Raw genomic sequence first — 26,028 nt, 5'->3', positions numbered from 1 at the left:
AAATTATTAACTGGCATAAAAATTCTATGGAGATGGTGAATTTGAAAAAGTTAAAAGTATATCGTTTGTCACTTGGGTGGCAGATAATTTTAGGCCTGTTGATCGGGATCGGTTTAGGGGTCATATTTGCTGATGATAAAGGATTTATCAAATTTGCAAATGGACTCGGATCGACCTTTATCAATATGATCTCGATGATCGTCTTACCGATCGTCTTTTCAAGTTTAGTTGTAGGGATCGCTAATATGGGCGATATCAAAAAGTTAGGGCGGATCGGACTAAAAACTTTGATCTATTTTGAGGTGTTATCAACGATCGCCTTTATCGTTGGGATGTTAGTCTCTAATCTTTCCCAGATCGGATATATGCTTGATTTAAGCAAGTTATCCCAAGTTGATATTTCGACATATGTTAAAACAGCTAAACAGGCTTCGCACAGCGGATTAGGATCGATCTTGATGTCGATCGTGCCATCTAATTTCTTTGATGCATTAGCGACAGGTCAGATGCTACCAGTGATCTTTTTCTCTTGTTTATTTGGGTTAGGGATCGCGGCAATTGGTGAAAAAGGTAAGATCTTATTACGATTTTTCCAAGCCGTAGCAGAAGTAATGTTCAAGATCACGAGTTGGATCATGTATTTTGCGCCTTTTGGGGTCGCAGGCTTGATCGGGGCTACCGTCGCTCAATTGGGACTCGAGTCGTTAAAACCATTAGGATTATTTATCGTAATGTCTTACGCAACGATGATCTTCTTTATTTTAGTAGTTTTAGGGATCACATCTCGGATCTTTGGTTTTAAGATCATGGACCAATTACGAGTAGTCAAAGATGAATTGGTGTTGGCCTTTACAACAGCTAGTTCAGAGGTCACATTGCCCCGTTTGATGGAAAAAACTCAAAAATTAGGTGTTGACCAAGCGATCAGCTCGTTCGTTATTCCGACTGGTTATACCTTTAACTTGGACGGCTCTGCGATCTATCAATCATTAGCAGCTATTTTTTTAGCCCAAGCCTATCATATTGATCTTTCGTTGAGTCAGCAATTGACTTTATTATTAGTTTTAATGATCACTTCTAAAGGGATGGCAGGCGTTCCTGGGGCGTCATTTGTTGTTTTATTAGCGACAGTTTCAACGATCGGTGTTCCAGTCTCAGGCCTAGCTTTGATCGCTGGGATCGATCGTTTAGTTGATATGGGACGGACAGTTGTCAATGTTGCAGGAAATGTTACTGCGACATTGATCATCGGTAAATCAGAAAATGAATTTGATCAAGAAAAACATGATAAATATGTAGCCTCTTTTAAATAAAAGAAGCATAAAAAGAGGCTGTGACATAAGTCTCTATCTTTAAAGAAGACCACTCGAATTATTCAAAAAAATTCGAGTGGTCTTCTTTATTTGGATCAGTTGGTGATGTTGTTTTTGCGTAAAAAAACACTCCTCCACATTGCTGAGGGGAGTGTTTACGAGTCTATCCATATCAGTTGATGGATACTTTGTTACTTTATTGTGGTGGCTTTTCACTGTTTGTTGTTTGATTTTCAGCTTGTGAGTCGGGTTCAGCTGGTGGTGTAGAGTTTGCTGAACTAGAGTTATCGTCGGTCGGTCGTGAAGGCTGACTTGACGATTGACTCGCAGAACTACTTGAGTTTGAAGAAGATTCTGATGAACTTTCTGAGCTAGCTGAACTTTCTGAGCTTGAAGAAGATCCAGACGATGAACTCGAAGTTTCTGAAGAACTTGAGCGACTAGAAGTTGAACTACCAGAAAGTTCTGAGCTTGGAGCAGCAGAACCAGCCAAGTAAAGTTGACGGACACCATTGATATAGCGAACATAGACGTTGCTTGGTTTGCGCCAATCGGTGTTGGTCTTTCCTTGCGACATGTAGGTCATGATGTTCTTATAGAAAAGTGATGCTAAAGCAACGGAATTGTTATCCAAGTAATTACCCGCTTCGTATTGGTGGTCATAACCGACCCAAACAGAGACAGAGTAGTGTTTGGTATAACCATTGAACCAAGAATCCATTGCCGCATCATCAGGGAATTTAGCTGAGATATCAGATGGGTAAGCGTTAGTCCCAGTCTTACCGGCTTGATATAAACCGCTGATATTAGCTCGAGTACCTGTTCCTTCAGGTGAAGTAATAACACCTTTGAGCATATCGGTGATCATATAAGCTGTTGATGACTGCATGACTTGTTTAAAAGAACTTGAAAATTCTTTGCGTTCGCCATCACCAGTTACGATCTCTTTGATATATTGTGGTTGGTAATAAGTCCCACCATTGGCAAAGGCCGCATAAGCTGCAGCATTTTGGAGAGTCGAAGAAGGTAACCCGATACCGTTTTGATATTCTAGGGTCTTATCGTAGTTAAAGCCCATTTGTGAAATGAAGTTTTGAGCTTTTGTGATCCCCACTGCGGCTAAAGCCCGGATCGCAGGGACGTTACGTGATTCGACCAAAGCTTGGCGCATCGTCATCAGGCCTTTGTATTGGTGGTCAAAATCGTATAGTTGAATATTTGTTCCAGGGTAAACATAACGATTGTCTTTGATCGGATGATACGTAGCCCAATCGAGATATTCGATCGCAGGTGCATAATCCATCAAAGGCTTAGCCGTAGAACCATTTGTCCGATCAGTTTGAACGGCACGGTTGAGTCCAAAGGTAACATCGCCAGTCTTACGTCCACCAAGCATCGCGACCACATTACCATTATCTGGATCGATCACAGTTGAAGCAACTTGGATATTGTCATCTGGGAAGTTCAAATATTCATCGCTATTTGCGATCTCATAGAGACGTTTTTGGATCGCCATGTCTAAATTAGTGTAGATCTGTAAGCTGTCTTTATAAGGATCATAGCCTTTCTTCTTAGCTTCTTCGATAACTTGTTTGATATATGGATCAGCGATCTTTTCAGTTGAGGTCACAGTTTTTGAAGTGTTCTTCTCAACTAGACCAGTGGTGATGCTTTCTTGTTTAGCTTCGTTAGCTTGAGCTTGGGTGATCTTTTTATTAGCGACCATCGCATTTAAAACATCATCCCGACGCTTTTTAGCAAATTCTGGATTAGTATAAGGATTGTAAGAGGATGGGGCATTTGGGATCCCAGCGATCAAAGCTGTTTGAGCTAAGTTTAATTTATCCAATGTCTTACCAAAATAGTATTTAGACGCGGTCTGCATCCCGTAACATCCGTCACCCATGAAGACTTTATTGACATAGAAAGTCAAAATTTGATCTTTGCTGTATTGGCGGTCCATATTGATGGCTAGCCAAGCTTCTTGGGCTTTACGCTTGATCGTTTGGTCAGAGCGCTTGGTCGAGAAGTAGGAGAGTTTGATCAATTGCTGATCTAATGTACTTCCACCTTGTAATCCAGCTGAACCAGACGCATTAGACATTGCAGCTGATACGATCCGCCATGGGTCGACCCCATGATGCTTATAGAAACGACGGTCCTCGATCGAGATGACCGCATCTTTTAATTGCTGTGGGATGTCTTTTTCTGCAACATAGGTCCGGTTTTCGGTCCCTAAAGACATGATCTTTTTGCCATTTGAATCATAAATGACCGTTGAACCGGCACTTTCAAGCTGTTGCTCACTTAATTTAGGAGCACTGCTTGCATAGACAAAAAAGACGGTGACTCCAACCACTAAAGCAGCTACTAGGGCGGCTGCAAAGGATAATAAGATCTTGAGCCACATTGGCTTTTTGCCAGTGCGTGAAGCTTTTTTCTTACCGCTACGCTTTAAACGACCATTTTTCTTGGGGCCATTTGTGCGCGAGTATTTCGGATTTTTATCCATAACGATACTGCTACTATACAAATGTGGAATCATAAAATATATGATCAGAAAGAATATAGAGTTCCTTTCTTAATTTTAGTTACTACAGTTATATAGTGATAAAGTGTAGTTTAGGCAAATTGCCTGACTGGGTCATTGTAAGTATCAGTCACACATTTTTAACTTTCTAACTGATATAGTTAACTGTATTTATCCACTAGGGAAACATTGAACTACTTTTCAAGCAGTAGATCAACGTAATTTAGATATGGGATACGGGGCCGGAGCGCATAATCGATCTCAAAGCCATCGCGTTCGATCACTGCTTTTGGGATCGATTTGCGCCCAGTTGCTTGGGCATCCCAGTAATCAAATAAAATATTAGCCGGCATCAAAAACACCTGATCAGTTGTGACGAATTTAACGATCGTAAAGCAGATACCAGCTTGATCTTGACATGCTTTCATGTGTTTTATCTGGTGAGCATGAAAGTTACTGAGCGGAAATGAGGTCTTATTTTTAGTCTCTTTTGCTTCAAAATCAAGATAATGACCACGATAGACACCATTGTAATCAGTGGTAGAAGCTTGTTTGAAATAAGCTTTTTTGATCACTGCGGCGCTACGTTTGGGATAATAAACATCAACGATCTGGATCGGTGTCGGCTTTTTGTGAATGACCGCGATCCCAGCTGAAAGATAGTATTTGTTGCTTTCGTTTATTTCATCTTCTAACGACATTCCGCGCTTTCCATAAATAGTATTGTTGGCGCGGCTTTTTTTACTCGCACTATTTTTAGTAGTGAACAAGCCGCCGTTTGGATAGTGGATTGCCATAGATAAATATCACGCTCCTATCCGGTTAATTATAACAAATTTAAACAGTTATTGGCAAAAAGTTGGGTGAAATTTAAAGTAAAAGATTTGTGGTATTATAAGGTAAAGAAAATATTTTGTGAGGTGAAATGCGTGCGTTTATGGGTAAGTGGCTATCGAAGTTACGAACTAGGGGTCTTTAAATTAGATGACCCCAAGATCGAAGTTTTAAAGTATTGTTTACGTAAAAATTTTATGCAAAATGCTGATATGGGGCTTGAGTGGATCATTTCTGGGGGCCAATTGGGGATCGAACAATGGGCGTTAGAAGAAGCAGTTTCTTTTACTAAAGAATATGTAGGCGTCAAGACCGCATTGATGTATCCTTATACAGAATTTTCCAAAAATTGGCAAGAAGATAAGCAGATACAGCTAGCACAGTTAGAACAACAAGTTGATTTTTGTGCTAGCGTAAGTAAACAACCATATAGTTCACCAATGCAGTTGAAAAATTACCAACAATTTATGCTAGCACATACAGATAAAGCGGTCTTGATCTATGACAAAGAACATCCCGGTAAGCCAAAATTTGACTATGAAGCGATCAAACGTTATCAACAGACACATGCTTATGAGCTTGAGGTGATCGATATGTATCAGCTTCAAGATGAGGCAGAACAGTATTTAGAGCAAAAATACTAATAGATTAAATCAAGAGCACTAAAAACTGATCATTAGTTGTTTTAGTGCTCTTGATTTGTATATGTGATCAATTAGTATTAACCATGATTTATCGAAAAAGTCAGTCATGAATCAGTCAGAAATTTACAAAGCTAACGAATTTGTCCAGAAGAGTTAGGAAATAACTCATTATCTCGGTTCAATGTATCACGCAAAATGGATAGTGTGATCGCTCGTGTTTGGAAAGAGTCCTGCATTTATGGCAGGGCTTATTTTTATGTCTACAGTCACGATAGCGAGATCTATGTTACTGATGCTTTACCACTCGATACCTTTGTGATCTACGACAATACGGTAGCACATAAGCCACTGTATGCAGTTCGCTATGGTCATATCGGTTCAGCTAAAAAACTGGAAGGATATGGTATAAAATGCGAAAAGCTTTAGTTGAAGATCGTGTCAAAAAATTGATGAATTTCATACCAAAAAAAGATATCGTCTATTCTTCCGATCCTTATATTGAAGGACTGACAGAAGACGAGATAGCTTACTTTGATAAACGATTCGAAGAAGAAAATGATAAACTAACAGAATGGCCCGAAGTATTTACAGGGAATTAAAGCACTCGTTGTACAAATCTAAGCCTAAAAGATATAATGACGTTGAAGGAGCTAAAAATATTCTTGATAGTTTACTTGAAAAATATGTAAAGAATGCAAAGGCTCAAGATATACAATATCTGAATGAAATTGTTAGTCGAAACGCGTCTATAAAATTTAGGGAAGGATCTGTAAATGAAATTGTATCAGAGATTGCTGTTTTGGGTGATAAATAAGAAGATAAAGTGCTTTTAAATCTAGTGAGTGAGGTGTTAAAAGATGGAACCAGAGTTAGAAATAATGGCTCTTCCAAATAAGGAAACTTTGGAATTTTATGACAAAGTATATAACTGGATAACTGGTGGATATAGAGAGCCTGATAACAAAATTGTCTATATTTTTTCAAAAGATGTACCTAAAGAGATCATCGAGTTATTTTTGAAAATAAGAGACGACGTAGAATTGCCGATATCAGAAAATTTCCATGTTGAAAGCTAAAGCACTTAGATAGGGTGCTTTTTTAGTACACGGAGGGATGAAAATTTCCTAATGCAAAAAGCTTACAAAGTAGCCAAAGAAACTAGAGACTGGTTACCGTTGATATGAATAAGCAGGGAGAACTCTGAAGAAGTTAAATGAAATCGAAGAAAAAGAAAGACTAGCGGAATACGGTGCTAGTCTAACGATCTTGATCATTATTTTGGTGGGGTTATTTGTCTTTACTTACGGTTTGATATGGTCCTTAGCATATGAGCCTGAGAACTATTATCTAAATAATATCAAAAATGGAAGGAAGTTATATTAATGGAATTTGAGAACTTTAAGTTTAGTTTGACTGAATACGAATTAGATGAAACTGTTCCTGAAATTGACATTGACTTTCCTAACAGGATTGGGCCTACTTACCGTGGGGAGATAAAACTTCCTGGAAAAACAGGTGCTGGATTGTTAACTGAGTGGACTGAATTTTCTGGTGGTGAAATTTGTTCCCTTCTAGTTGTTGATCCCGAAGCATTTTTAAAAGCACCTGAATTGGATGATATTGAGGTCAACGGTTATAATGTCAAGGAACTCATTAGGGTTGCATATCGCCGATTAAACATTGAACGATTAGTTTAACTTCTAAGCACTCGTCGTTGGGTGCTTTTTTAGTACACGAAGGGATGAATATAAAGGCTGATTCTTATGCTCGAGTAGCATGCAAGATCTTGAAATACCTAATGATTGTTACGAAAACGGCTTAAAAGCTAGTATTGATAGTCTAAACGCAAATATGTTTGGGCATTTCAGATCGGTAGTTCTATTAGACTATGAAAATGCTGTCTGATGATGGTTACGTTAAGGAAGTTGAGTTTATGGATTTTGTGAAATTTTTATTGACAGTCATGTTGAACTTTGGTATTCGTGACTTTTTGTTGACACTTGCACAAGGATATTTAGCACAAAAAATGATCGATATCCAAAAATTTATATTTACAAGCATCAAATAATTATGCTATAATGGACAACGTTATGAGTTAAGTTCCTAATATGCAAATGAGGTGCAGTTTCGATGGAAAATGTAAATCTTACGCCTAAGGACATCGTAAATAAGAATTTTTCACGCGGTCTACGCGGTTATGACTCGAATGAAGTTGATGAATTTTTGGATCAAGTTATCCAAGATTATGAAGCATACGCTAAAGAAAATCAACGTCTTCAAATGGAAAATGATCGTTTAGTAAGCAAAGTCGATGAATTGACAAAGCAAGTTGCGGTCGGTTCTTCGGGTCAAGCAGCTCGTCCAACGACGAATATGACTAATATGGATGTTTTAAAGCGGTTGTCTAACTTAGAGCGACATGTTTTTGGTGCTCAACTTAATGATGATGACGATCGTAGTAATCGTTTTTAAATAAGTAAATAATGTGTAGTCTTCTGGTAATCGCGGTCTATTATATATAGGCTGAGGAAAGTCCAAGCTTGCACAGGCTGCGATGCCTGTAGTGATCGTGCTTGCTGAAAAAATAAGGCAAGGTACCATTTTTTATGGTAACGGCAGATAAAAGGGCTAAAGTCATTTGACCATGTCCGAGTAGTCTTGAAAAGTGCCACAGTGACGAAGCAATAGTGGAAACATTATTGGTGGAACGCGGTAAACCCCGCGAGCAGGTAACCCAAACTTTGGTAGGGGCGCTTCATGACGGAAATGAACTAATCATGGGGGCGAGTTATTTAACTCGGAGATAGATGATTACCACCGATTTTAGCTCCTGGGCTAAATGACGTACAGAACGTGGCTTATAGAGGACTACATATTCAGGAAATGACTAGGGCGGAAGGAAACTTTTGTCCTAGTTTTTTTAATGTGAAAATCAAGTTATTAAAGCTATGCGAATACAGAAAGGAAGTATTATGAAAAAATACAACTTACTAGCAACCTGTGCTGCTGGGATCGAAGCAATTACAGGAAACGAATTAAAGCATCTAGGCTATCAAGTGGCTGTTGAAAATGGACGCGTTCGCTATCAAGGAACGGCAGAAGATATTATCAATACCAATCTCTGGTTACGCACGGCCGACCGGGTCAAGATCATTATTGGCGAATTCAAAGCAACGACTTTTGATGAACTTTTTGAAAAGACAAAGGCTTTGCCTTGGGATGAATATTTACCGTTAGATGCTAATTTTCCAGTTGCGGGAAAATCTCAAAAATCTAAATTGCATAACGTTCCTAGTGTACAAGCGATCGTAAAAAAAGCGATCGTTGAAAAGCTTTCAGCGGTATATCATCGCCGATCATTTTTACCAGAAACAGGGGCTAAATATCCTTTGGAAGTAGCATTGAATAAAGATAAAGTCCTATTGACGTTAGATACGACTGGAAGCAGTTTATTCAAACGGGGCTATCGTGTTGGTAAAGGGGGCGCTCCATTGAAAGAAAATATGGCAGCAGCGCTTGTTTTACTAGCACATTGGTATCCAGAAAAGCCCTTTGTCGATCCAGTATGTGGTTCAGGGACTTTGCCGATCGAAGCGGCAATGATCGGGCATAATATCGCACCAGGCTTCAATCGTGATTTTGTTTGTGAAACATGGGACTGGATGCCGGCTGGTTTGAGTGAAGAATTACGAGCTAAAGCTGAACAAGCAGCCAATTATGATATTGAACTTGATATCTGTGGCTATGATATTGATGGTAAGATGATCGAGATCGCTAAAAAAAATGCAATGGAAGCTGGATTATCGCATAGTATCAAGTTCAAGCAATTGGCTGTCAAAGATTTTAAGACAGATAAAGAATACGGCGTGATCGTGGCTAACCCGCCATATGGTGAACGTTTAAGCGATGAGGTTGGCGTGCATAAGCTCTATCAAGAAATGGGGGACCTTTACCGTCCATTAACGACTTGGAGCAAATATATCTTGACTAGTGACTTAGCTTTTGAACAATATTACGGACAAAAGGCGACTAAACGACGCAAGCTCTATAATGGTACTTTAAGAACTGATCTATTTCAATATTGGGGACAAAAAAAGCCTCGCAATTAGGCTTTTAAAGCTTGTAAAGCAAGACTATGAGCGCCAGTGTTTTGTTTATCAGGGATCCATTGATCGATGACCAACGGAAATTTTTCATGTAGCGTGAGTAGTTTGGCCAACTCAGGTGCAAATGACTTACTATAGCGCTTATCTAAGCTATCGATCACGATCTTACTATCAGAGTGAAAGAAAACATTTTGGGCATTTGGAAAGTTTCGAGACAAATATTCAAAACCTAAGATAGCAGCTTCAAATTCAGCTTGATGATTATTTGAGGCTGTTATTTTTTGTTTAAATTGGTATTGTTTTTGATCAGCGATAACTAAGATCCCAGCCGCGCTATGGGTTTTGTTTGTTGCGGCATCGGTGTATAATTTTACCATGGACTGTGCTCTTTTCTTAATTAATTGTTAAATTACCACTTCAATGAGCAAGTGGTTCTCTTCAAATTGTAAAATTAAAAGAAAAGTAGTGCAACGGAAAGGTGTTTTTTTGTGGAACAAAAATTTTATTGTCAACCTGATATTCCCAGTTCGATCACATGTTGGTCTTATACTTTTATGATTTTTTTATTGAGTTTGTTCTTATGGTTAGAGATCACAGTTTTTCAGATCTGGACTGCAATTGCTTTTGTATGCTTTGTGCTAGTCACTGCGATCCAATTATGGCGGCGCCAATTAGTTATTACAGACCGTGAAGTGAAATTCAAGCGCGTTTTATCTTTAAATGATAAAATCATCGCTCGTAGCGATATCAAAGAAGTCGTGGCTACGAAATACCAATTGAAGATCACTGACCAATATCGGACTTATTCAGTTTTGATGTTACCAAAAAGCAAAGAAAAATGCTTAAAAATATTAAAATAGTTCGTTTTTAAAATGATTAAATTGTGATTGTTAGCTTTTTTATAAAAACTAATGACAAAACACGAAATATGTTTTATACTGGTCTTAAATTCATCAGGAATTAGCTATAAGATACAGGTAAAAAAAGAAAGGAAAAGCTATATCTATCATTTTGGTGATATAGTCGTAAGCGTAAACGTGAAAGATATTGAAATTGCACAACAAAGTGAGATGTTACCGATCGTTGAGGTCGCTAAAAAAGCGGGTTTAAGTGGATCTGAGATCGAGCAATACGGGCAATATAAAGCAAAGATCAAACTACCGTTGGCTGACCGCCCAAAAACTAAAGAAAAATTGATCTTAGTGACGGCTGTCAATCCAACGCCGGCTGGTGAAGGCAAGTCGACAGTTACTGTTGGTTTAGGCGATGCCTTGAGTTTAGCAGGTAAAAAAACTATGATCGCCTTGCGTGAACCATCCTTAGGTCCTGTAATGGGAATGAAAGGTGGCGCAACTGGCGGTGGCTATTCTCAAGTAGTCCCAATGGAAGACATCAACTTACATTTCACGGGTGATATGCATGCTTTGACGACTGCCAATAATACTTTAGCAGCCTTGATCGATAACCATATCTACCAAGGTAACAAGCTAGGTATCGACCAGCGCCGAGTGATCTGGAAACGCGTATTGGATATCAATGATCGCGCATTACGCCATGTGGTCATCGGGCTTGGTGGTGTAGTCCAAGGGATCCCACGTGAAGACGGTTTTGATATCACGGTGGCTTCAGAAATGATGGCGATCTTATGTCTAGCAAAAGATATCGCTGATCTAAAGAAACGTTTAGGGCAGATCGTGATCGGTTATACTTATGCCAAAGAACCAGTGACAGTCGCTGACTTAGGCGTGACAGGTGCGATCGCGTTGTTGTTAAAGGATGCCTTGAAGCCAAATCTAGTTCAAACTTTAGCGCATACACCAGCGATCATTCATGGGGGACCATTTGCTAATATCGCTCATGGCTGTAACAGTGTGTTGGCAACTAAGACAGCTTTGCAGTTGGCCGACTATACGATCACTGAAGCTGGTTTTGGAGCTGATCTTGGAGCTGAAAAATTCTTAGACATCAAAGTACCTCAGTTAGGTAAAGCACCAAATACGATCGTGATCGTAGCCACAGTTCGTGCCTTGAAGATGAATGGTGGCGTGGCAAAAGATCAACTTGATCATGAAGATCTAGTGGCTTTAGAAAAAGGCTTTGCTAATTTGAAGCGTCATATTCAAAGTATGAAACAATATGATATTCCCGTAGTTGTTGCGATCAATAAGTTTACTGCTGATACTTTGGCTGAATTAAACATGTTAGTTGAGCTTTGTGCTAAAGAAGACACTACCGCTGTTGTTGCCGATGTGTGGGCTAAAGGTGGTGCAGGGGCTAAAGAATTAGCTCAAGCTGTGCTCGCTAGCTGTGATCAAGTTACTACACCTAAACGCTTGTATGCGGCTGATGATAGTGTTGAAGATAAGATCAAACAGATCGTGACCAAGATCTATGGTGGTAAAGATGTTGAATTCAGTCCGAAAGCTTTACGCCAATTGAGCGAATTCAAAACTCTTGGTTGGGATAAATTACCTGTATGTATGGCTAAAACACAGTATTCACTTTCGGACGATCCTAAATTACTTGGGGCCCCAACTGATTTTACGATCCATGTTCGTGAATTTGTGCCTAAATTAGGGGCCGGCTTTATCGTAGCCTTGACCGGTAATGTTTTGACAATGCCTGGTCTACCAAAAGTTCCAGCTGCGATGGGGATGGATCTAGCAGATGATGGTACGATCACAGGATTATACTAAAAACGTTTGCGATCGTTTAAAAATCGTAGGCTGATAGGTCAGGTCGGCTTTAAAAGGCATCAGCAGTGGTGCCTTTTTTGTTTGGATAATTGTCTAACAACGATTTTTACGTTAAGATTGAGATGAAAGATTTTTAAGTCATTAGTTTAGAAGGGTTATGGATCGGATGACGTTATATATTTGTTTAATGGTCGCGGTAGTTTTATCCGACCAGTTGTTGAAATTTTATATTCAGCAAAATGTTCCACTTAATGTTAGCTATGAAGTTATTCCAGATGTCTTGTCGATCGGGTACGTGCGAAATTTTGGAGCGGCTTGGAGCATGTGGTTAGGTCAAAGATGGTTACTAAGTATTATTTCACTTGTAGCTTTGGTGATCTTTGGCTATTATTTTAAGAAATTGCACCATAACTGGGGCTATGGACTAGGTTTTTCACTGTTGATCGGTGGAACACTCGGAAATTTACTTGATCGTCTTTTCTCTGGATATGTGGTCGATATGTTGGAATTGGATCTTATCAATTTTCCAGTTTTCAACATTGCTGATTGCGCCTTGACTTTAGGTGTGATCGTAATTTTGATCACGATGCTAAAAGATGATGAAGGGATAATTTAATCTATAAAGAAGGATGATAATGAATTGGTAGAAGCAACGATCACAACGCAAACGGGACGGTTAGATAAAGTTTTAACGACGATCTTTCCACAGTACTCGCGGTCCCAGATCCAACAATTATTGGAACAGGGCAATATTTTAGTCAATGAGACCCTACAAAAGGGTAAATACAAGGTCAAAGCGGGCGATAAGATCAGTTTGACCGAACCAGCGATCAAAGAGCTTGAAGTCGAACCTGAAAATATCGCTTTAGATATCGTTTATGAAGATGATGATGTGATCGTGATCAATAAACCACAGGGAATGGTCGTTCATCCGGCACCAGGACATGAACACCATACGTTAGTCAATGCTTTGTTATATCATTGCCCGCTTTCAACGATCAATGGAACTTATCGCCCAGGGATCGTACATCGGATCGATAAAGATACTTCGGGGCTCTTAATGGTCGCTAAAAATGATCAGGCGCATCGCAGTTTGGCTAAGCAATTAAAAGATAAAACTAATTTACGCGAATATGTCGCGCTTGTTCACGGACGGATCAAAGAAGATTCTGGGACGATCAAAGCTCCGCTCGCACGGAGCCCTAAGGATCGTAAAAAACAAGCTGTTGTTTCTGGTGGTCGGGATGCAGTGACGCATTTTAAAGTCTTGAAGCGTTATCAAGACTATACCTTAGTAAGTTGTTGCTTAGAGACAGGTCGGACCCACCAAATACGTGTGCATATGAAATATATCGGTCATCCGCTAGTGGGTGATCCAATGTATGGACCCAAGAAGACTTTGAAGGGTAAGGGGCAGTTTTTGCACGCAGCTAAATTAGGTTTTACCCATCCCAAAACGGGTGAATTTTTGACTTTTGAAGCCCCACTGCCAGAAATTTTTGAAAAACAACTGGCATATCTTGACAAAACAAATAAAATCAAGTAGATTATAAATAAATAAGTGAGTCCTTTAAGAATAGTCCAGAGAGGCTAGCAAGGTACGGTTCGATATTCCCACACTATCAGTGGGTCTGTTTAGCGCTAGTCTTGAAGTGTATTCTTTGAGGCTAGCGTTTTTTTAATATTCTAGGGAGGTTTTTACTTTGGCAAAAGAAGTGAGCGATGCAATCACGATGAAACGAGCATTAACACGGATGACTTATGAGATCATTGAAAAGAATAAAGGGGTAGACGGGATCGTTTTAGTCGGGATCAAGACCCGTGGTATTTATTTAGCTAAACGGATCGCAGCGCGCTTGCAACAACTAGAGGATGTAACGATCCCGGTAGGCGAATTAGATATTTCCTTATATCGTGATGATATTCATCATGATCCTAACGCCAAGCATGAACCGGTCGTAAAAGATAGTCAGATCGGATTTGATATCAATGATAAACATGTGATCTTAGTTGACGATGTGTTATTTACTGGACGAACGATCCGTGCGGCTTTAGATGCTTTGATGGATCAAGGCCGACCAAAGACGATCAACTTAGCGATCTTAGTCGATCGGGGACACCGTGAATTGCCGATCCGCGCAGATTTCGTTGGTAAAAATATCCCGACCGCATTAAATGAAGAAGTTTCTGTTTATGTCGAAGAGATCGATGGTAAAGACGGGATCGAATTAAAGACAATCAAATAAATTAACCATTTTAATTGACTCCAGAGAGGGCAAAAAAGGTTGATAGGCTTAAGACATTATGGATTAAGTCTACCTTTTAGAGCCCGAAATGTAATATTTCGGGCTTTTTTCTTAGCAAAATAGAACGGAGATTATTTATGTCAGAAAAAGAAGTTTTTAGAAATAAAGATGCACTATTAGATATCAACGATAAGCCGAATTTTCCGCATTGGTTAGTCTTATCGATCCAGCATCTCTTTACGATGTTTGGAGCTACCGTGCTCGTCCCGTTGTTGATCGGTTTGAATCCAAGTATCGCACTCTTTTGTTCCGGTGTCGGAACGATCGTATACTTGCTATGCACAAAAGCTAAGATCCCAGCTTATCTAGGTTCGAGTTTTGCTTTTATCATGACGATGCAAGTTTTGATGAAAAATTACGGCTATCCTGCTGTCGGTCAGGGGGCCATTGCAGCCGGCTTAGTTTATGTGATCGTTTCTTTGATCGTTGGCAAATTTGGCTCAAGTTGGGTCGATAAACTATTGCCTCCTGTTGTTGTAGGGCCGATCATTATTGTTATCGGGCTATCACTTGCCACGACGGCAGCTAATGATGCGATGTTGAACAATTCAAATTACGATCTGAAATTTTTCAGTGTTGCGATCTTTACTTTGCTGCTGACGATCGGCTTTAACATCTTCTTGCGCGGTTTTCCAAGTATGATCCCCGTTTTGCTTGGGATCATCGGTGGGTATATCTTTGCTGTTATGATGGGGATCGTGGATTTTACAGCCGTCGCTAAAGCTAAATGGTTCACGCTACCGGCGTTTGATGTAATGTTTATCAATTATGATTTTAAATGGTACCCAGCAGCGATCTTAGGGATGGCACCGATCGCTTTTGTGACAATGACTGAGCATATGGGACATATCATGGTCTTGAATAAACTAACTAAGCGCAATTTCTTTAAAGATCCAGGTTTGAATAAAACTTTACTTGGTGATGGTTTTTCAAGCATTATCGCTGGTTTTGCTGGTGGTCCCCCGACGACTTCTTACGGTGAAAATATTGGTGTTTTAGCCATGTCAAAGGTCCACTCAGTTTGGGTGATCGGTGGCGCAGCCTTTTTTGCGATCGTCTTTAGTTTTTGTGGTAAGATCTCAGCCTTGATCCAATCGATCCCAAGTCCAGTCATTGGCGGGATCTCATTTCTACTCTTTGGGATGATCGCCTCCAATGGTTTACAGATCTTAGTTGATAACAAAGTAAATTATGCGTTGAAGCGCAATTTAGTGATCACCTCGGTCATCTTGGTCGTAGGTGTCGGTGGAACATATCTTCAATTAGGGAATTTCCAATTGACAAGTATTGCTTTAGCAACGATCTTTGGGATCGGTTTGAACTTGATCTTACCAAAATACGCTTTTAGTGAACGATAAAAAATAATCAGTGGAAAGTAAAATGTGGAACTGATATTTGCCAGCAATCTAAGAAAGGAAAACTATAGCACTTTCTAATAACCACATGATCTATAGCCAAAAAGAGCCATGCAACATTTTGTAACAGTCGATAATTTAGATGAAAAACAAGTTTTAGCGTTGATCAAACGCGCTCAGTATTTCAAACAAGGGGGACGTCCAACTTGTGATCTAAGCGAGGTTTATTGTGTCAATATGTTCTTTGAAGATTCAACTCGGACGCATACGAGCTTTGAAATGGCTGAACGTAAATTAGGTTTGAATGTTTTGCAATTCGATCCTAAGCAAAGCTCGGTCAATAAGGGCGAGACTTTATATGATACATTGTTGACGATGGATGCTTTAGGTGTGAAACTAGCTGTGATCAGACATTCTCAAAATGAATATTATGCACCATTGATAGAACTAGGTGCCAAACAAACGCTAGATATCGGGATCATCAATGGCGGGGATGGAAGTGGTCAGCATCCTTCGCAATGTCTACTAGATATGTTGACGATCTATGAGCAATTTGGAAAATTTACGGGCTTAAAGGTCGCGCTTGTTGGTGATCTGACCAACTCGCGGGTCGCCAAAAGTAATATGGAGTTATTGCATAAACTGGGGGCGACGGTATATTTCTCGGGACCAAGTTATTGGTATGATGAAGCCTTTGAAGAATACGGTACTTATCGCCCATTAGATGAATTAGTCGCAAAAGTTGATGTCTTGATGCTCTTAAGAGTTCAACATGAACGCCATGGTGCTACTGAGGAGCAAACTTTTTCAAAAGAGAGTTATCATCAAAAATACGGTTTAACGACGAAACGCTATGCTAAATTAAAAGATGATGCGATCGTCATGCATCCCGGACCGATCAATCGGGATGTTGAGTTTGCTAGTAGCTTAGTTGAGGCAAAAAAATCTAGGTTTAAGGCACAGATGCAAAATGGTGTGTTTATGCGGATGGCAATGCTGGAAAAAGTGATCGAAGGCCGTGAGCTAGGAGGAAAAACAAGATGAAGTTATTGCTTAAAAATGGGACAGTTTATCAAGCTGGTAAATTATTAAAAAATGATCTGTTGGTCGAAAACGGCGTGATCACAGCCTTAGGCACGGAGCTAAAAGCAGATAGCGCTCAAGTGATCGATGTGACTGATAAATTAGTTGCTCCTGGTTTAGTTGATGTTCATGTACACTATCGCGAACCCGGTTTTACACATAAGGAAACGATCAAAACTGGGAGTTTAGCTGCAGCTCATGGAGGGTATACCACTGTTTGTGCGATGCCAAACTTAGATCCTGTCCCTGATACGCCAGCTAAAGTTACCGCTCAAGTGGCGTTGAATGAGGCTGATGGGGTCGTTAAGATCAAACAATATGGTGCGATCACAGCAGGTTTGAAAAGTGATGAGCTACTTGATTATGCAGGAATGAAGGCAGCTGGTGCCTTTGCTTTTAGTAATGATGGTTGTGGAGTTCAAACAGCTGGCACGATGTATCAAGCTATGTTAGCAGCGAAAAAACTAGATGTAGCTTTGGTAGCCCACGTCGAAGATAATTCACTGTTGTTTGGCGGTGTGATGAATGCGGGAAAGAAGGCTAAAGAATTAGGTCTACCAGGTATATTGGGGATCAGTGAATCTTCTCAGATCGCACGCGATCTATTATTAGCCAAAGAAACTGGCGTCCATTATCATGTCTGCCATGTTTCGACTAAAGAAAGTGTTGAATTGATCCGCATTGCTAAAAAGCATGGGATCAATGTGACCTGTGAGGTCTCACCACATCATCTATTATTGAGTGAAGACGATATCGTAAAAAATGATGGCTTTTATAAAATGAACCCACCGTTACGAGCTAATGAAGATCAACAAGCTTTGCTTACGGGGATCTTAGATGGCACGATCGATATGATCGCGACTGATCACGCTCCGCATAGTATCGACGAAAAAACTGGTGATATGCGCACAGCTGCTTTTGGGATCACAGGTAGTGAGACGGCTTTTGCCTTACTGTATACTCAACTGGTAAAACAACAGCAAGTTTTGACTTTGGAGCAACTATTAGAGCTCATGTCTAAAAATCCAGCTGAAGCCTTCAAATTTGAAGCGGGAAGTATTTTTGCAGGAGCTAAAGCGGACCTAGCCGTTTTTGACCTGAAACATGAAACTACGATCACTGAAGCCGATTATTTTTCGAGGGGTAAAAATACTCCATTTACTGGCGAAAGAGTTTTTGGGCAAACTTACTTGACTATGGTCGATGGTAATGTAGTTTATCAAAAGGAGGATTAGCATGGAGCGTTATTTAGTTTTAGAAGATGGTACAGTATTTTCGGGGGAAGCTTTTGGTTTTGAAGGGCAAACGACCGGAGAAGTGGTTTTTACAACGGGGATGACAGGTTATCAAGAAGCTGTAACAGATCAATCATTTGCTAATCAGATCTTAGTTTTCACCAATCCGTTGATCGGAAATTACGGAGTCAATCTGGATGATTACGAGTCGCTCATGCCAAATTGTTGTGGGGTCATTTGTCGTGAGGTGGCACGTGTTTCTGACAGTTGGCGCAAGCAAGGGACTTTTGATGATTTCCTAAAACAAATGCAGATCCCAGGTCTTTGTCATATCGATACTCGGGCATTGACTAAGAAATTGCGTGAACATGGAACGATGAAGGGGTGTTTGGTCGATTCAGTCCATGACATGACCCACACCCTTGATCAGTTACGTGCAACTGTGCTAAATGATCGTGTAGTAGAACAAGTTTCAACGACTAAACCTTATCCAAATCCAGGTGAAAAGCGCAATGTCGTTTTAGTTGATTATGGGCTAAAGCACAGTATCTTACGCGAACTTTCTAAACGTGATTGCAATACGATCGTGCTGCCCTCAAGTGCAACAGCCCAAGATATCTTGAATCTAAAACCCGATGGCGTCATGTTATCTAACGGACCTGGGGATCCTAAAGATGTTTTACATGCTGTCGAAATGGTCAAAGAAGTCCAAAAGCATCTTCCACTCTTTGGGATCTGCCTAGGACACCAGATTTTTGCTTTAGCTAATGGAGCTGATACGTATAAGATGAAATTTGGACACCGAGGCTTCAACCATCCGGTTCGTGAGATCGCAACGGGAAGGATCAATTTTACTTCACAAAATCATGGTTATGCAGTCGATCCAGCCACTGTCGATAAAGCTGAATTGATCATTACTCACCGTGAGATAAATGATGGTACAGTCGAAGGACTACGGCATAAGCGCTACAAAGCTTTTAGCGTGCAATTCCATCCCGATGCTGCACCAGGACCACACGATGCAGTCGATCTTTTTGATGACTTTATGCATATGATCGATCAACGAAAGGAAGAAGAAAATGCCTAAACGAACAGATATTAAAAAAATCATGGTTCTGGGATCAGGACCGATCATCATCGGACAAGCCGCTGAATTTGACTATTCTGGGACACAAGCTTGTATGGCGTTACGTGAAGAAGGTTATGAAGTAGTTTTAGTCAATTCCAATCCTGCAACTATCATGACAGATACTGACATTGCTGATCGGGTCTATTTAGAGCCATTGACGGTCGAATCAGTTTCACGTATCATGCGTCAAGAATATCCCGATGCTTTATTGCCAACATTAGGTGGTCAGATCGGGTTGAACTTAGCGATCGCATTGCATAAAAGTGGGATCTTAGATGAGCTTGGGATCGAACTTTTAGGTACAAAATTATCTGCGATCGATCAAGCTGAAGACCGCGAGAAATTCAAAGAGTTGATGTTACAGTTAAACGAGCCGATCCCAGCTTCAAAGACGGTCAATACAGTAGCAGAAGCCTTGGAATTCGCTGAAACGATCGGCTATCCTGTGATCGTACGGCCTGCCTTTACGATGGGCGGGACCGGTGGGGGCTTGTGTGATACCCCGGCTGAATTAGAAGAGATCGCAGCTAATGGTCTGGATCTTTCGCCTGCGACCCAGTGTTTGATCGAAAAATCGATCATGGGGCATAAAGAGATCGAATTTGAAGTGATGCGCGATTCTGCCAACAATGCAATGGTAGTTTGTTCGATGGAAAACTTTGATCCAGTTGGGATCCACACTGGTGATTCGATCGTGGTCGCACCAACACAAACATTGACTGATCGAGAGTACCAAATGTTACGGGACTGTTCTTTAAAATTGATCCGTGCACTCAAGATCGAAGGTGGCTGTAATGTTCAGTTAGCCCTTGACCCTAACAGTTTCAATTATAACGTGATCGAAGTCAATCCCCGGGTATCACGTTCTTCGGCCTTGGCTTCTAAAGCAACGGGGTATCCGATCGCTAAAATGGCAGCTAAGATCGCAGTTGGATTGACACTAGATGAGATCAAAAATCCTGTTACCCAAACGACGTATGCTGAATTTGAACCGGCTTTAGACTATGTAGTTGCTAAGATCCCACGCTGGCCATTTGATAAATTCGCCCAGGCAGATCGGACTTTAGGGACCCAAATGAAAGCAACTGGGGAAGTTATGGCGATCGGTCGTAATTTAGAAGAAGCGTTGCAAAAAGCAGTCCGCTCACTTGAGATCGATGAAAAAGATCTTTTATCACCACGAGTAGCTAAAGCTTCGGATGAAGAGCTAGAGAAAAAATTAGTTCACGCTCAAGATGACCGTCTCTTTTATTTGGCTGAAGCCTTTCGGCGCGGTTATACGTTACGAGAGGTCCATGAATTTACTAAGATCAATCTCTATTATTTAGATATTGTAAAACATATCATCGAACTTGAAGCTAAATTAAAAGCACATCCTAATGAGCCAGCTTGCTTAAAAGAGGCTAAGTATTATGGCTTTAGTGACCACACGATCGCTAAATTGTGGGATACGACTGCTGAAAAGATCCGTGTTTTACGGAAAGAAAATCAGATCCTTCCTGTCTATAAGATGGTCGATACTTGTGCAGCTGAATTTGAATCACATACACCATACTTTTACAGTTCATACGACCTTGAAAATGAAAGTCACCCGTCAACTAAAGAATCGATCCTAGTTATCGGTTCTGGCCCGATCCGGATCGGACAAGGGGTCGAATTTGATTACGCTACAGTTCACAGCGTTAAAGCGATCCAAAAACTAGGCTATGAAGCGATCGTGATGAATTCTAATCCTGAAACGGTCTCTACCGATTTTTCAGTTTCCGATAAATTATATTTTGAACCGCTTGATCTAGAGGATGTCTTGAATGTGATCGAGCTTGAACAGCCTAAAGGTGTGATCGTGCAATTTGGGGGGCAAACAGCGATCAATCTAGCAGATGGTTTAGAAGCAAATGGCGTCAATGTTTTAGGGACTGCAGTTGCTGATCTTGACCGCGCTGAGGATCGTGAGTTATTTGACCAAGTTATCAAACAACTTGGTCTAAAGCAACCTGTGGGCAAGACTGCGATGTCAAAAGAAGAAGTTCTGGCATGCGCTCATGAGATCGGATATCCAGTTTTAGTTCGTCCAAGTTATGTACTTGGCGGACGGGCAATGGAGATCGTTAATAACGATGAAGAATTGACCCAATATTTAGCTGAAAATGCGCACTTAGCCAAAGAACATCCGATCTTGGTCGATGCTTACCTTGAAGGATATGAATGTGAAGTTGACGCTATCTGTGATGGTAAGGATGTCTTGATCCCAGGTATCATGGAACATATCGAACAAGCCGGGGTCCACTCTGGCGATTCGATGGCAGTATATCCAGCGCAAAACTTTGATCAAAGTGTCAAAGATCAAATTGAAGATGCAACTAAGAAATTAGCCGTTGCTTTGAAGTGTATCGGGATCATGAATATTCAATTTATCGTGCATAAAGGTGAAGTTTATGTTCTTGAAGTAAATCCACGGGCTAGTCGGACAGTCCCATTTTTGAGTAAGATCACTGATATCAAGATGACCCAAGTTGCTACTCAGGTCATCTTAGGCAAGACTTTAAAAGAGCTCGGCTATGAGTCGGGGATCTATCCTGAATCTGAAATGATCCATGTCAAAGCTCCAGTCTTCTCCTTTAATAAACTGGCTGATGTCGACAGCTTATTAGGACCAGAAATGAAATCAACTGGTGAGGTCATGGGTAGTGACCATAGCTTTGAAAAAGCACTTTACAAAGCTTTTGTAGGAGCTAATATGAAATTACCGGCTAACGGGAGCGTCTTATTTACGGTCAAAGATAAAGATAAACAGCAAGCCCTAACTTTAGCAAAACGTTTTGCTAAGATCGGCTATCGGATCTTTGCGACTGCTGGAACAGCCGAATTTTTAAATGAAAACGGGTTGCATACCATGACCGTTGCCAAGATCGGACAGGCGAAACCAGGGATCTTAGATGTCTTACAAAATAATGAAGTTGACATCGTGATCAACACGATGGATCATGACCAAGAAAAAGTATCTGACGGCTTTGTGATCAGACAAACTGCGATCGAGCACAATATTGCTTTGTTGACATCATTTGATACCGTGGATGCTTTACTGAAAGCTTTAGAAAATCGTTCATTTTCGACGACAGCATTATAAAGGGAGGCTAATTATGTCAAGGTTATCAGTCAAATTACCAGGTTTAGAGCTAAAAAATCCTATCATGCCAGCAAGTGGAACTTTTGGCTTTGGAGATGTTGGCGCAGCTCAAAAATTTAATTTGAATACTTTAGGAGCGTTAGTTATCAAAACGACGACACCTGAAGCGCGTGACGGTAATCCCAATCCTAAGATCGCCGTATTGGACAATGGAGTCATCAATGCGGTCGGATTACAAAATCCGGGGATCGCAGCCGTTATTAGTGAAAAATTACCAGCATTAAAAAAGGATTATCCCGACTTGCCAGTGTTAGGTAGTGTGGGGGGGTCGACGGTTGCTGATTATGTGGAAGTTGCTAAAAAACTCTCCGATTCTAATTTAGTGGCCGCTTTAGAATTGAACATCTCTTGTCCTAACGTGCATGAAGGTGGGATGGCATTTGGAACTGATCCACAGACCGCAGCTGAATTGACCAAACAAGTCAAAGCTGTCTCTAAGGTACCAGTTTATGTTAAACTTTCTCCTAATGTAACCGATGTAGTAGCGATCGCTAAAGCAGTTGAAGCTGCTGGTGCTGATGGCTTGACAATGATCAATACCTTGATGGGGATGAGTTTGAATTTAAAAACGCGTAAATCGGTCTTGGGTAATTTGACTGGTGGCTTTTCAGGACATTCGATCAAACCGATCGCGATCAGAATGATCTATCAAGTTTCCCATTCAGTAGATATCCCGATCATTGGGGTCGGAGGGATCAAGAGTGCTAAAGATATCATTGAGATGTATTTAGCTGGAGCTTCAGCCGTCCAAGTCGGAACGGCGCATTTCTACGATCCTTTGATCTGCCCACATTTAGTTGCAGAATTACCAAAAGTAATGGATGAATTGGGGATCGAAAGTATTGAAAAGTTGATCCAAGAAGTACGGGAGGCTAGAGATAATGAAGCTTAAACGTCCGATCATTGCTCTTGATTTCAATGATGCTCAGCGAACGCTTGATTTTTTACAAAATTTTCCGCAAACAGAGAAACTTTTCGTAAAGATCGGAATGGAATTATATTACAGTGCAGGTCAAGATCTAGTTAAAGCGATCTTAGAGCAAGGACACGATGTCTTTTTAGATCTAAAATGTCATGATATCCCGCACACAGTCGAACGGGCAATGTATGTTTTAGGCCAATTAGGGGTCAGTCTCACCACGACGCATGCTAATGGAGGGCATGAGATGCTCAAGGCTGCTAAATATGGCCTAGTTGAAGGTGCACTAAAAGCTGGTAAAAAAGAGCCCCAATTATTAGCGATCACGCAATTGACCTCAACTGATGAACGCATGGTCAAAGAAGAACAATTGATCACAGTCGGACTTGAGAAAAGCGTGGAAAATTATGCTAAATTAGCGCAAAATGCCGGCTTAGATGGGGTCGTTTGTTCGGGCTGGGAAGCTAATAAGTTAAGAGAAGTTACGGGACCGGAATTCTTACGGGTCACGCCTGGGATCCGGTTAAAAACCGACAGTTTAGGTGATCAAAAACGGGTCATGACCCCAGATATGGCGGCGCAAAATGGCTCAAGTGCGATCGTTGTTGGGCGTCCGATCACACAAGCAAAAGACCCTGTGACGGCTTATCAAGCAATTTTTGAGCTCTGGAATCAGTAAGAAAGGATAAAGTAAATGAAAGAAATCGCAAAAGACTTACTCAAAATTCAAGCTGTAAAATTATCTCCTAATGAACCTTTTACGTGGGCAAGTGGGATCAAAAGTCCGATCTATTGTGATAACCGTTTAACGATCAGCTATCCTAAGATCAGAACAGCGATCGCCAAAGGAATTGCAGAATTGATAAGCGAAAAGTATCCAAAAGTCGAGGTGATCGCCGGGACAGCTACGGCAGGGATCCCACATGCGGCTTGGATCGCTGCTGAATTAGATTTGCCACTGGTTTATGTTCGATCTAAACCTAAAGATCATGGGCGTAGTAAACAGATCGAAGGTGTTTTGCATCCTGGAGCTAAAACAGTCGTGATCGATGACCTTTTATCAACAGGGGGCAGTGTCTTAAAAGCTGTTAAAGCTGCGCAAAATGAAGGAGCCGATGTTTTAGGTGTTGGAGCGATCTTTAGTTATCAATTGCAAGCAATCGTTGATAATTTTAGGCAAGCAGATCTGAGTTATTTTACCTTGACTAATTACTCAGAATTATTAGAAGTTGCTGTTGAAACTAACTATATTTCAACGACAGAACGTGCAGCCTTGGAAAAATGGCGCCATGATCCTGAAAACTGGTCAGCTAAAGCCTAAATGATAAAATGACCATCCGTGCACATTGGATGGTCATTTTAGATTTTTATCCTTGCTATGAAAGGCTTTTGTTATACAAAATTTAGGAATATTGGTATAATATACAAGGTTTATTTTTATTAATATAGATAATAAGGCGGTGATTGTTGATGCCTGATGAACAACATAAACATAAGCATCATCATAAGAAGAAAAAACGTTGGTGGAAGTGGGTCTTGATCGCATTGGGACTCTTTTTACTGATCGACGCAGTTATTGTAGGTAAACTCTATTTCGATGCCAAAAAAGCTGTCGATGTTACATATAAAGCTGTCAAACATGACGATAAGCGCACCGGCAGTGTCAATTTAGACAATGGACAACCGTTTTCAGTCCTTTTATTAGGAAGTGATACTGGTGAGTATGGTCGGACTGAACAAGGGCGTTCGGATACGATCATGGTAGCGGCTGTTACGCCTAAAAAGACTGAATTGTTGAGTATTCCACGAGATACTTTAGTTACGATCGCAGGCCATCCAGGCAATAATAAGATCAATGCAGCTTATTCATATGATGGAGTTTCGGGAGCATTGAATACATTACAAAGCTATTTAGATATTCCGATCGATCATTATATCGAGATCAATATGAAAGGCCTTGAACAGTTATCAGAAGCGATCGGTCCGGTCAAAGTCGATAATGACTTAGAATTTACGAACTTAGATGTTCATTTCCCTAAAGGCGAAGTCACGATCAATGCTGATAATATCTTAGCTTATACTCGGATGCGTTATGAGGATCCACGAGGCGATTACGGGCGACAATTGCGCCAACGCCAAGTTTTGACTGCTTTAGTAGAAAAAGCAGCTTCGATCGATAGTCTAGCTAAATACCATAGCATTTTGAATGCTATTTCGGCTAATATGAAAACTGACTTAACATTTGATGATATTAAAGATATCGTAACTAATTATGGTGGGGCTAAAAATATTGATCAGATCCAACTCAAGGGTAATGGTCAAATGATCGATGGTGTTTCATATGAGGTCGTACCAAAGGAAAACTTGGATGAAGTTCGCTCTCAATTGAAGCAAACGTTAAAACTTAAGTAATTAAAATTAAAGTTGAGAATTAATTAATTCTCAACTTTTTTTTCATGTATTTTCGTTGAAATTTAGAGTAAGTGTTAGTATACTGATACTATAGTGCAAATCATAACAAGATAACTTTTTGTTTATTGTTTTGTGCTTGCGTATTTGAAAATAGTAGATCATGTGGAAGTTATCTACTAGATATAACGGTAATTTATGGGTGGAAGCATAGATTATCGTTTTTTATTTATTTTATGTACTATATTCATTAATTTATCAAAATTTCTATTACTTATAGAA

The 26,028-nt window shown here is 40.4% G+C and carries 27 protein-coding genes and 1 other RNA gene; 25 read left to right on the top strand and 3 right to left on the bottom strand.

What is annotated here, in order from left to right:
* Nucleotides 1-41: 41 nt before the first annotated feature.
* Nucleotides 42-1,313 (top strand): cation:dicarboxylate symporter family transporter, encoded by a 1,272-nt coding sequence (locus CPS94_RS03675; protein ID WP_112195012.1) that lies wholly within the window; start codon nt 42-44, stop codon nt 1,311-1,313.
* Nucleotides 1,314-1,509: 196 nt separating this feature from the next.
* Here CPS94_RS03675 and CPS94_RS03670 read toward each other — a convergent pair whose 3' ends face one another.
* Complete coding sequence (locus tag CPS94_RS03670) at nt 1,510-3,825, bottom strand: transglycosylase domain-containing protein (RefSeq protein WP_112286369.1); 2,316 nt, start codon at nt 3,823-3,825, stop codon at nt 1,510-1,512.
* Nucleotides 3,826-4,037: 212 nt separating this feature from the next.
* Nucleotides 4,038-4,640 carry a Holliday junction resolvase RecU gene (gene recU, locus CPS94_RS03665; protein ID WP_112195014.1) on the bottom strand — a complete coding sequence of 201 codons (603 nt, stop codon included), beginning with the start codon at nt 4,638-4,640 and terminating at the stop codon, nt 4,038-4,040.
* A 132-nt stretch (nt 4,641-4,772) separates the two neighbouring features.
* Between recU and CPS94_RS03660 the strand changes: the two genes are divergently transcribed.
* From CPS94_RS03660 to CPS94_RS03620, 10 genes are all read left to right on the top strand, one after another.
* Complete coding sequence (locus tag CPS94_RS03660; protein WP_112195016.1) at nt 4,773-5,321, top strand: DUF1273 domain-containing protein; 549 nt, start codon at nt 4,773-4,775, stop codon at nt 5,319-5,321.
* A 195-nt stretch (nt 5,322-5,516) separates the two neighbouring features.
* A complete protein-coding gene (locus tag CPS94_RS03655; RefSeq protein ID WP_238145381.1) occupies nt 5,517-5,747 on the top strand; it encodes a phage portal protein in 231 nt (76 codons plus the stop codon).
* A complete protein-coding gene (locus tag CPS94_RS03650) occupies nt 5,732-5,920 on the top strand; it encodes a hypothetical protein (protein ID WP_112195018.1) in 189 nt (62 codons plus the stop codon). Before CPS94_RS03655 ends, CPS94_RS03650 begins: the two co-directional genes overlap by 16 nt.
* An 8-nt stretch (nt 5,921-5,928) precedes the next feature.
* Nucleotides 5,929-6,135: a hypothetical protein gene (locus tag CPS94_RS03645; protein ID WP_112195020.1), complete on the top strand. Its 207-nt coding sequence runs from the start codon at nt 5,929-5,931 to the stop codon at nt 6,133-6,135.
* Between the two features lie 43 nt (nt 6,136-6,178).
* Nucleotides 6,179-6,397 carry a hypothetical protein gene (locus CPS94_RS03640; RefSeq protein ID WP_112195022.1) on the top strand — a complete coding sequence of 73 codons (219 nt, stop codon included), beginning with the start codon at nt 6,179-6,181 and terminating at the stop codon, nt 6,395-6,397.
* A gap of 306 nt (nt 6,398-6,703) precedes the next feature.
* Complete coding sequence (locus tag CPS94_RS03635; RefSeq protein ID WP_112195024.1) at nt 6,704-7,018, top strand: hypothetical protein; 315 nt, start codon at nt 6,704-6,706, stop codon at nt 7,016-7,018.
* A gap of 236 nt (nt 7,019-7,254) precedes the next feature.
* Nucleotides 7,255-7,389 (top strand): hypothetical protein, encoded by a 135-nt coding sequence (locus CPS94_RS11700; protein WP_269148575.1) that lies wholly within the window; start codon nt 7,255-7,257, stop codon nt 7,387-7,389.
* A gap of 62 nt (nt 7,390-7,451) precedes the next feature.
* Nucleotides 7,452-7,793, top strand: a complete 342-nt coding sequence (gpsB, locus tag CPS94_RS03630; RefSeq protein WP_112195026.1) for a cell division regulator GpsB — start codon at nt 7,452-7,454, stop codon at nt 7,791-7,793.
* Nucleotides 7,794-7,811: 18 nt separating this feature from the next.
* An RNA gene (gene rnpB, locus CPS94_RS03625) (RNase P RNA component class B) lies at nt 7,812-8,187 on the top strand.
* Nucleotides 8,188-8,293: 106 nt separating this feature from the next.
* The gene (locus tag CPS94_RS03620; RefSeq protein WP_112195028.1) at nt 8,294-9,430 is read left to right on the top strand and encodes a THUMP domain-containing class I SAM-dependent RNA methyltransferase; all 1,137 of its coding nucleotides are present in this window, start codon (nt 8,294-8,296) and stop codon (nt 9,428-9,430) included.
* Here the strand turns inward: CPS94_RS03620 and CPS94_RS03615 are convergent.
* Complete coding sequence (locus tag CPS94_RS03615; protein ID WP_076149822.1) at nt 9,427-9,804, bottom strand: ribonuclease HI family protein; 378 nt, start codon at nt 9,802-9,804, stop codon at nt 9,427-9,429. The two genes, CPS94_RS03620 and CPS94_RS03615, sit on opposite strands and share 4 nt — an antisense overlap.
* 111 nt (nt 9,805-9,915) lie before the next feature.
* Between CPS94_RS03615 and CPS94_RS03610 the strand changes: the two genes are divergently transcribed.
* The 14 genes from CPS94_RS03610 (at nt 9,916) to CPS94_RS03545 (ending at nt 25,749) form a co-directional block, all read left to right on the top strand.
* Complete coding sequence (locus CPS94_RS03610) at nt 9,916-10,287, top strand: EbsA family protein (RefSeq protein WP_112195030.1); 372 nt, start codon at nt 9,916-9,918, stop codon at nt 10,285-10,287.
* Nucleotides 10,288-10,464: 177 nt separating this feature from the next.
* On the top strand, nt 10,465-12,123 hold the full coding sequence (locus CPS94_RS03605; protein WP_112195032.1) for a formate--tetrahydrofolate ligase: 1,659 nt from the start codon (nt 10,465-10,467) through the stop codon (nt 12,121-12,123).
* 166 nt (nt 12,124-12,289) lie between these two features.
* The gene (gene lspA / locus CPS94_RS03600; protein WP_112195939.1) at nt 12,290-12,739 is read left to right on the top strand and encodes a signal peptidase II; all 450 of its coding nucleotides are present in this window, start codon (nt 12,290-12,292) and stop codon (nt 12,737-12,739) included.
* Nucleotides 12,740-12,763: 24 nt separating this feature from the next.
* Entirely contained in the window at nt 12,764-13,669 is a 906-nt protein-coding gene (locus tag CPS94_RS03595) for an RluA family pseudouridine synthase (RefSeq protein WP_112195034.1), read from the top strand.
* A 157-nt stretch (nt 13,670-13,826) separates the two neighbouring features.
* Nucleotides 13,827-14,369, top strand: coding sequence for a bifunctional pyr operon transcriptional regulator/uracil phosphoribosyltransferase PyrR (gene pyrR, locus CPS94_RS03590; protein ID WP_004047733.1), 543 nt, complete (start codon nt 13,827-13,829; stop codon nt 14,367-14,369).
* A gap of 137 nt (nt 14,370-14,506) precedes the next feature.
* Nucleotides 14,507-15,787, top strand: a complete 1,281-nt coding sequence (locus tag CPS94_RS03585) for a solute carrier family 23 protein (protein ID WP_112195036.1) — start codon at nt 14,507-14,509, stop codon at nt 15,785-15,787.
* 108 nt (nt 15,788-15,895) lie between these two features.
* Entirely contained in the window at nt 15,896-16,828 is a 933-nt protein-coding gene (locus tag CPS94_RS03580) for an aspartate carbamoyltransferase catalytic subunit (RefSeq protein WP_112195038.1), read from the top strand.
* A complete protein-coding gene (locus CPS94_RS03575) occupies nt 16,825-18,102 on the top strand; it encodes a dihydroorotase (protein ID WP_112195040.1) in 1,278 nt (425 codons plus the stop codon). The genes CPS94_RS03580 and CPS94_RS03575 overlap by 4 nt, the downstream gene beginning before the upstream one ends.
* A gap of 1 nt (nt 18,103) precedes the next feature.
* Nucleotides 18,104-19,189 (top strand): carbamoyl phosphate synthase small subunit, encoded by a 1,086-nt coding sequence (locus CPS94_RS03570; RefSeq protein WP_056960518.1) that lies wholly within the window; start codon nt 18,104-18,106, stop codon nt 19,187-19,189.
* Nucleotides 19,182-22,358: a carbamoyl-phosphate synthase large subunit gene (gene carB, locus CPS94_RS03565; protein ID WP_112195042.1), complete on the top strand. Its 3,177-nt coding sequence runs from the start codon at nt 19,182-19,184 to the stop codon at nt 22,356-22,358. Before CPS94_RS03570 ends, carB begins: the two co-directional genes overlap by 8 nt.
* A 13-nt stretch (nt 22,359-22,371) precedes the next feature.
* Nucleotides 22,372-23,310, top strand: coding sequence for a dihydroorotate dehydrogenase (locus CPS94_RS03560; RefSeq protein ID WP_112195044.1), 939 nt, complete (start codon nt 22,372-22,374; stop codon nt 23,308-23,310).
* Nucleotides 23,300-24,016 (top strand): orotidine-5'-phosphate decarboxylase, encoded by a 717-nt coding sequence (gene pyrF, locus CPS94_RS03555; protein ID WP_112195046.1) that lies wholly within the window; start codon nt 23,300-23,302, stop codon nt 24,014-24,016. The genes CPS94_RS03560 and pyrF overlap by 11 nt, the downstream gene beginning before the upstream one ends.
* A 15-nt stretch (nt 24,017-24,031) precedes the next feature.
* Nucleotides 24,032-24,658 carry an orotate phosphoribosyltransferase gene (gene pyrE, locus CPS94_RS03550; RefSeq protein ID WP_112195048.1) on the top strand — a complete coding sequence of 209 codons (627 nt, stop codon included), beginning with the start codon at nt 24,032-24,034 and terminating at the stop codon, nt 24,656-24,658.
* A gap of 149 nt (nt 24,659-24,807) precedes the next feature.
* A complete protein-coding gene (locus CPS94_RS03545) occupies nt 24,808-25,749 on the top strand; it encodes an LCP family glycopolymer transferase (protein ID WP_112195050.1) in 942 nt (313 codons plus the stop codon).
* Nucleotides 25,750-26,028: the final 279 nt, after the last annotated feature.

The organism is Ligilactobacillus murinus (genome assembly GCF_003288115.1).
In the GTDB taxonomy this organism is placed as follows: Bacteria; Bacillota; Bacilli; order Lactobacillales; family Lactobacillaceae; genus Ligilactobacillus; species Ligilactobacillus murinus.
Note: the sequence above shows the minus strand (reverse complement) of the source record. Positions and strands in the feature narration are given on the sequence as shown.

Coding starts and splice junctions, on each gene's coding strand:
- CPS94_RS03545 (WP_112195050.1), top strand. CDS start 24,808: ATGCCTGATGAACAACATAAACATAAGCATCATCATAAGAAGAAAAAA.
- CPS94_RS03655 (WP_238145381.1), top strand. CDS start 5,517: ATGGATAGTGTGATCGCTCGTGTTTGGAAAGAGTCCTGCATTTATGGC.
- CPS94_RS03560 (WP_112195044.1), top strand. CDS start 22,372: ATGTCAAGGTTATCAGTCAAATTACCAGGTTTAGAGCTAAAAAATCCT.
- CPS94_RS03615 (WP_076149822.1), bottom strand. CDS start 9,804: ATGGTAAAATTATACACCGATGCCGCAACAAACAAAACCCATAGCGCG.
- CPS94_RS03575 (WP_112195040.1), top strand. CDS start 16,825: ATGAAGTTATTGCTTAAAAATGGGACAGTTTATCAAGCTGGTAAATTA.
- CPS94_RS11700 (WP_269148575.1), top strand. CDS start 7,255: ATGGATTTTGTGAAATTTTTATTGACAGTCATGTTGAACTTTGGTATT.
- carB (WP_112195042.1), top strand. CDS start 19,182: ATGCCTAAACGAACAGATATTAAAAAAATCATGGTTCTGGGATCAGGA.
- lspA (WP_112195939.1), top strand. CDS start 12,290: ATGACGTTATATATTTGTTTAATGGTCGCGGTAGTTTTATCCGACCAG.
- pyrF (WP_112195046.1), top strand. CDS start 23,300: ATGAAGCTTAAACGTCCGATCATTGCTCTTGATTTCAATGATGCTCAG.
- CPS94_RS03580 (WP_112195038.1), top strand. CDS start 15,896: ATGCAACATTTTGTAACAGTCGATAATTTAGATGAAAAACAAGTTTTA.
- gpsB (WP_112195026.1), top strand. CDS start 7,452: ATGGAAAATGTAAATCTTACGCCTAAGGACATCGTAAATAAGAATTTT.
- pyrE (WP_112195048.1), top strand. CDS start 24,032: ATGAAAGAAATCGCAAAAGACTTACTCAAAATTCAAGCTGTAAAATTA.
- CPS94_RS03640 (WP_112195022.1), top strand. CDS start 6,179: ATGGAACCAGAGTTAGAAATAATGGCTCTTCCAAATAAGGAAACTTTG.
- CPS94_RS03570 (WP_056960518.1), top strand. CDS start 18,104: ATGGAGCGTTATTTAGTTTTAGAAGATGGTACAGTATTTTCGGGGGAA.
- recU (WP_112195014.1), bottom strand. CDS start 4,640: ATGGCAATCCACTATCCAAACGGCGGCTTGTTCACTACTAAAAATAGT.
- CPS94_RS03585 (WP_112195036.1), top strand. CDS start 14,507: ATGTCAGAAAAAGAAGTTTTTAGAAATAAAGATGCACTATTAGATATC.
- CPS94_RS03635 (WP_112195024.1), top strand. CDS start 6,704: ATGGAATTTGAGAACTTTAAGTTTAGTTTGACTGAATACGAATTAGAT.
- CPS94_RS03670 (WP_112286369.1), bottom strand. CDS start 3,825: ATGGATAAAAATCCGAAATACTCGCGCACAAATGGCCCCAAGAAAAAT.
- CPS94_RS03650 (WP_112195018.1), top strand. CDS start 5,732: ATGCGAAAAGCTTTAGTTGAAGATCGTGTCAAAAAATTGATGAATTTC.
- CPS94_RS03620 (WP_112195028.1), top strand. CDS start 8,294: ATGAAAAAATACAACTTACTAGCAACCTGTGCTGCTGGGATCGAAGCA.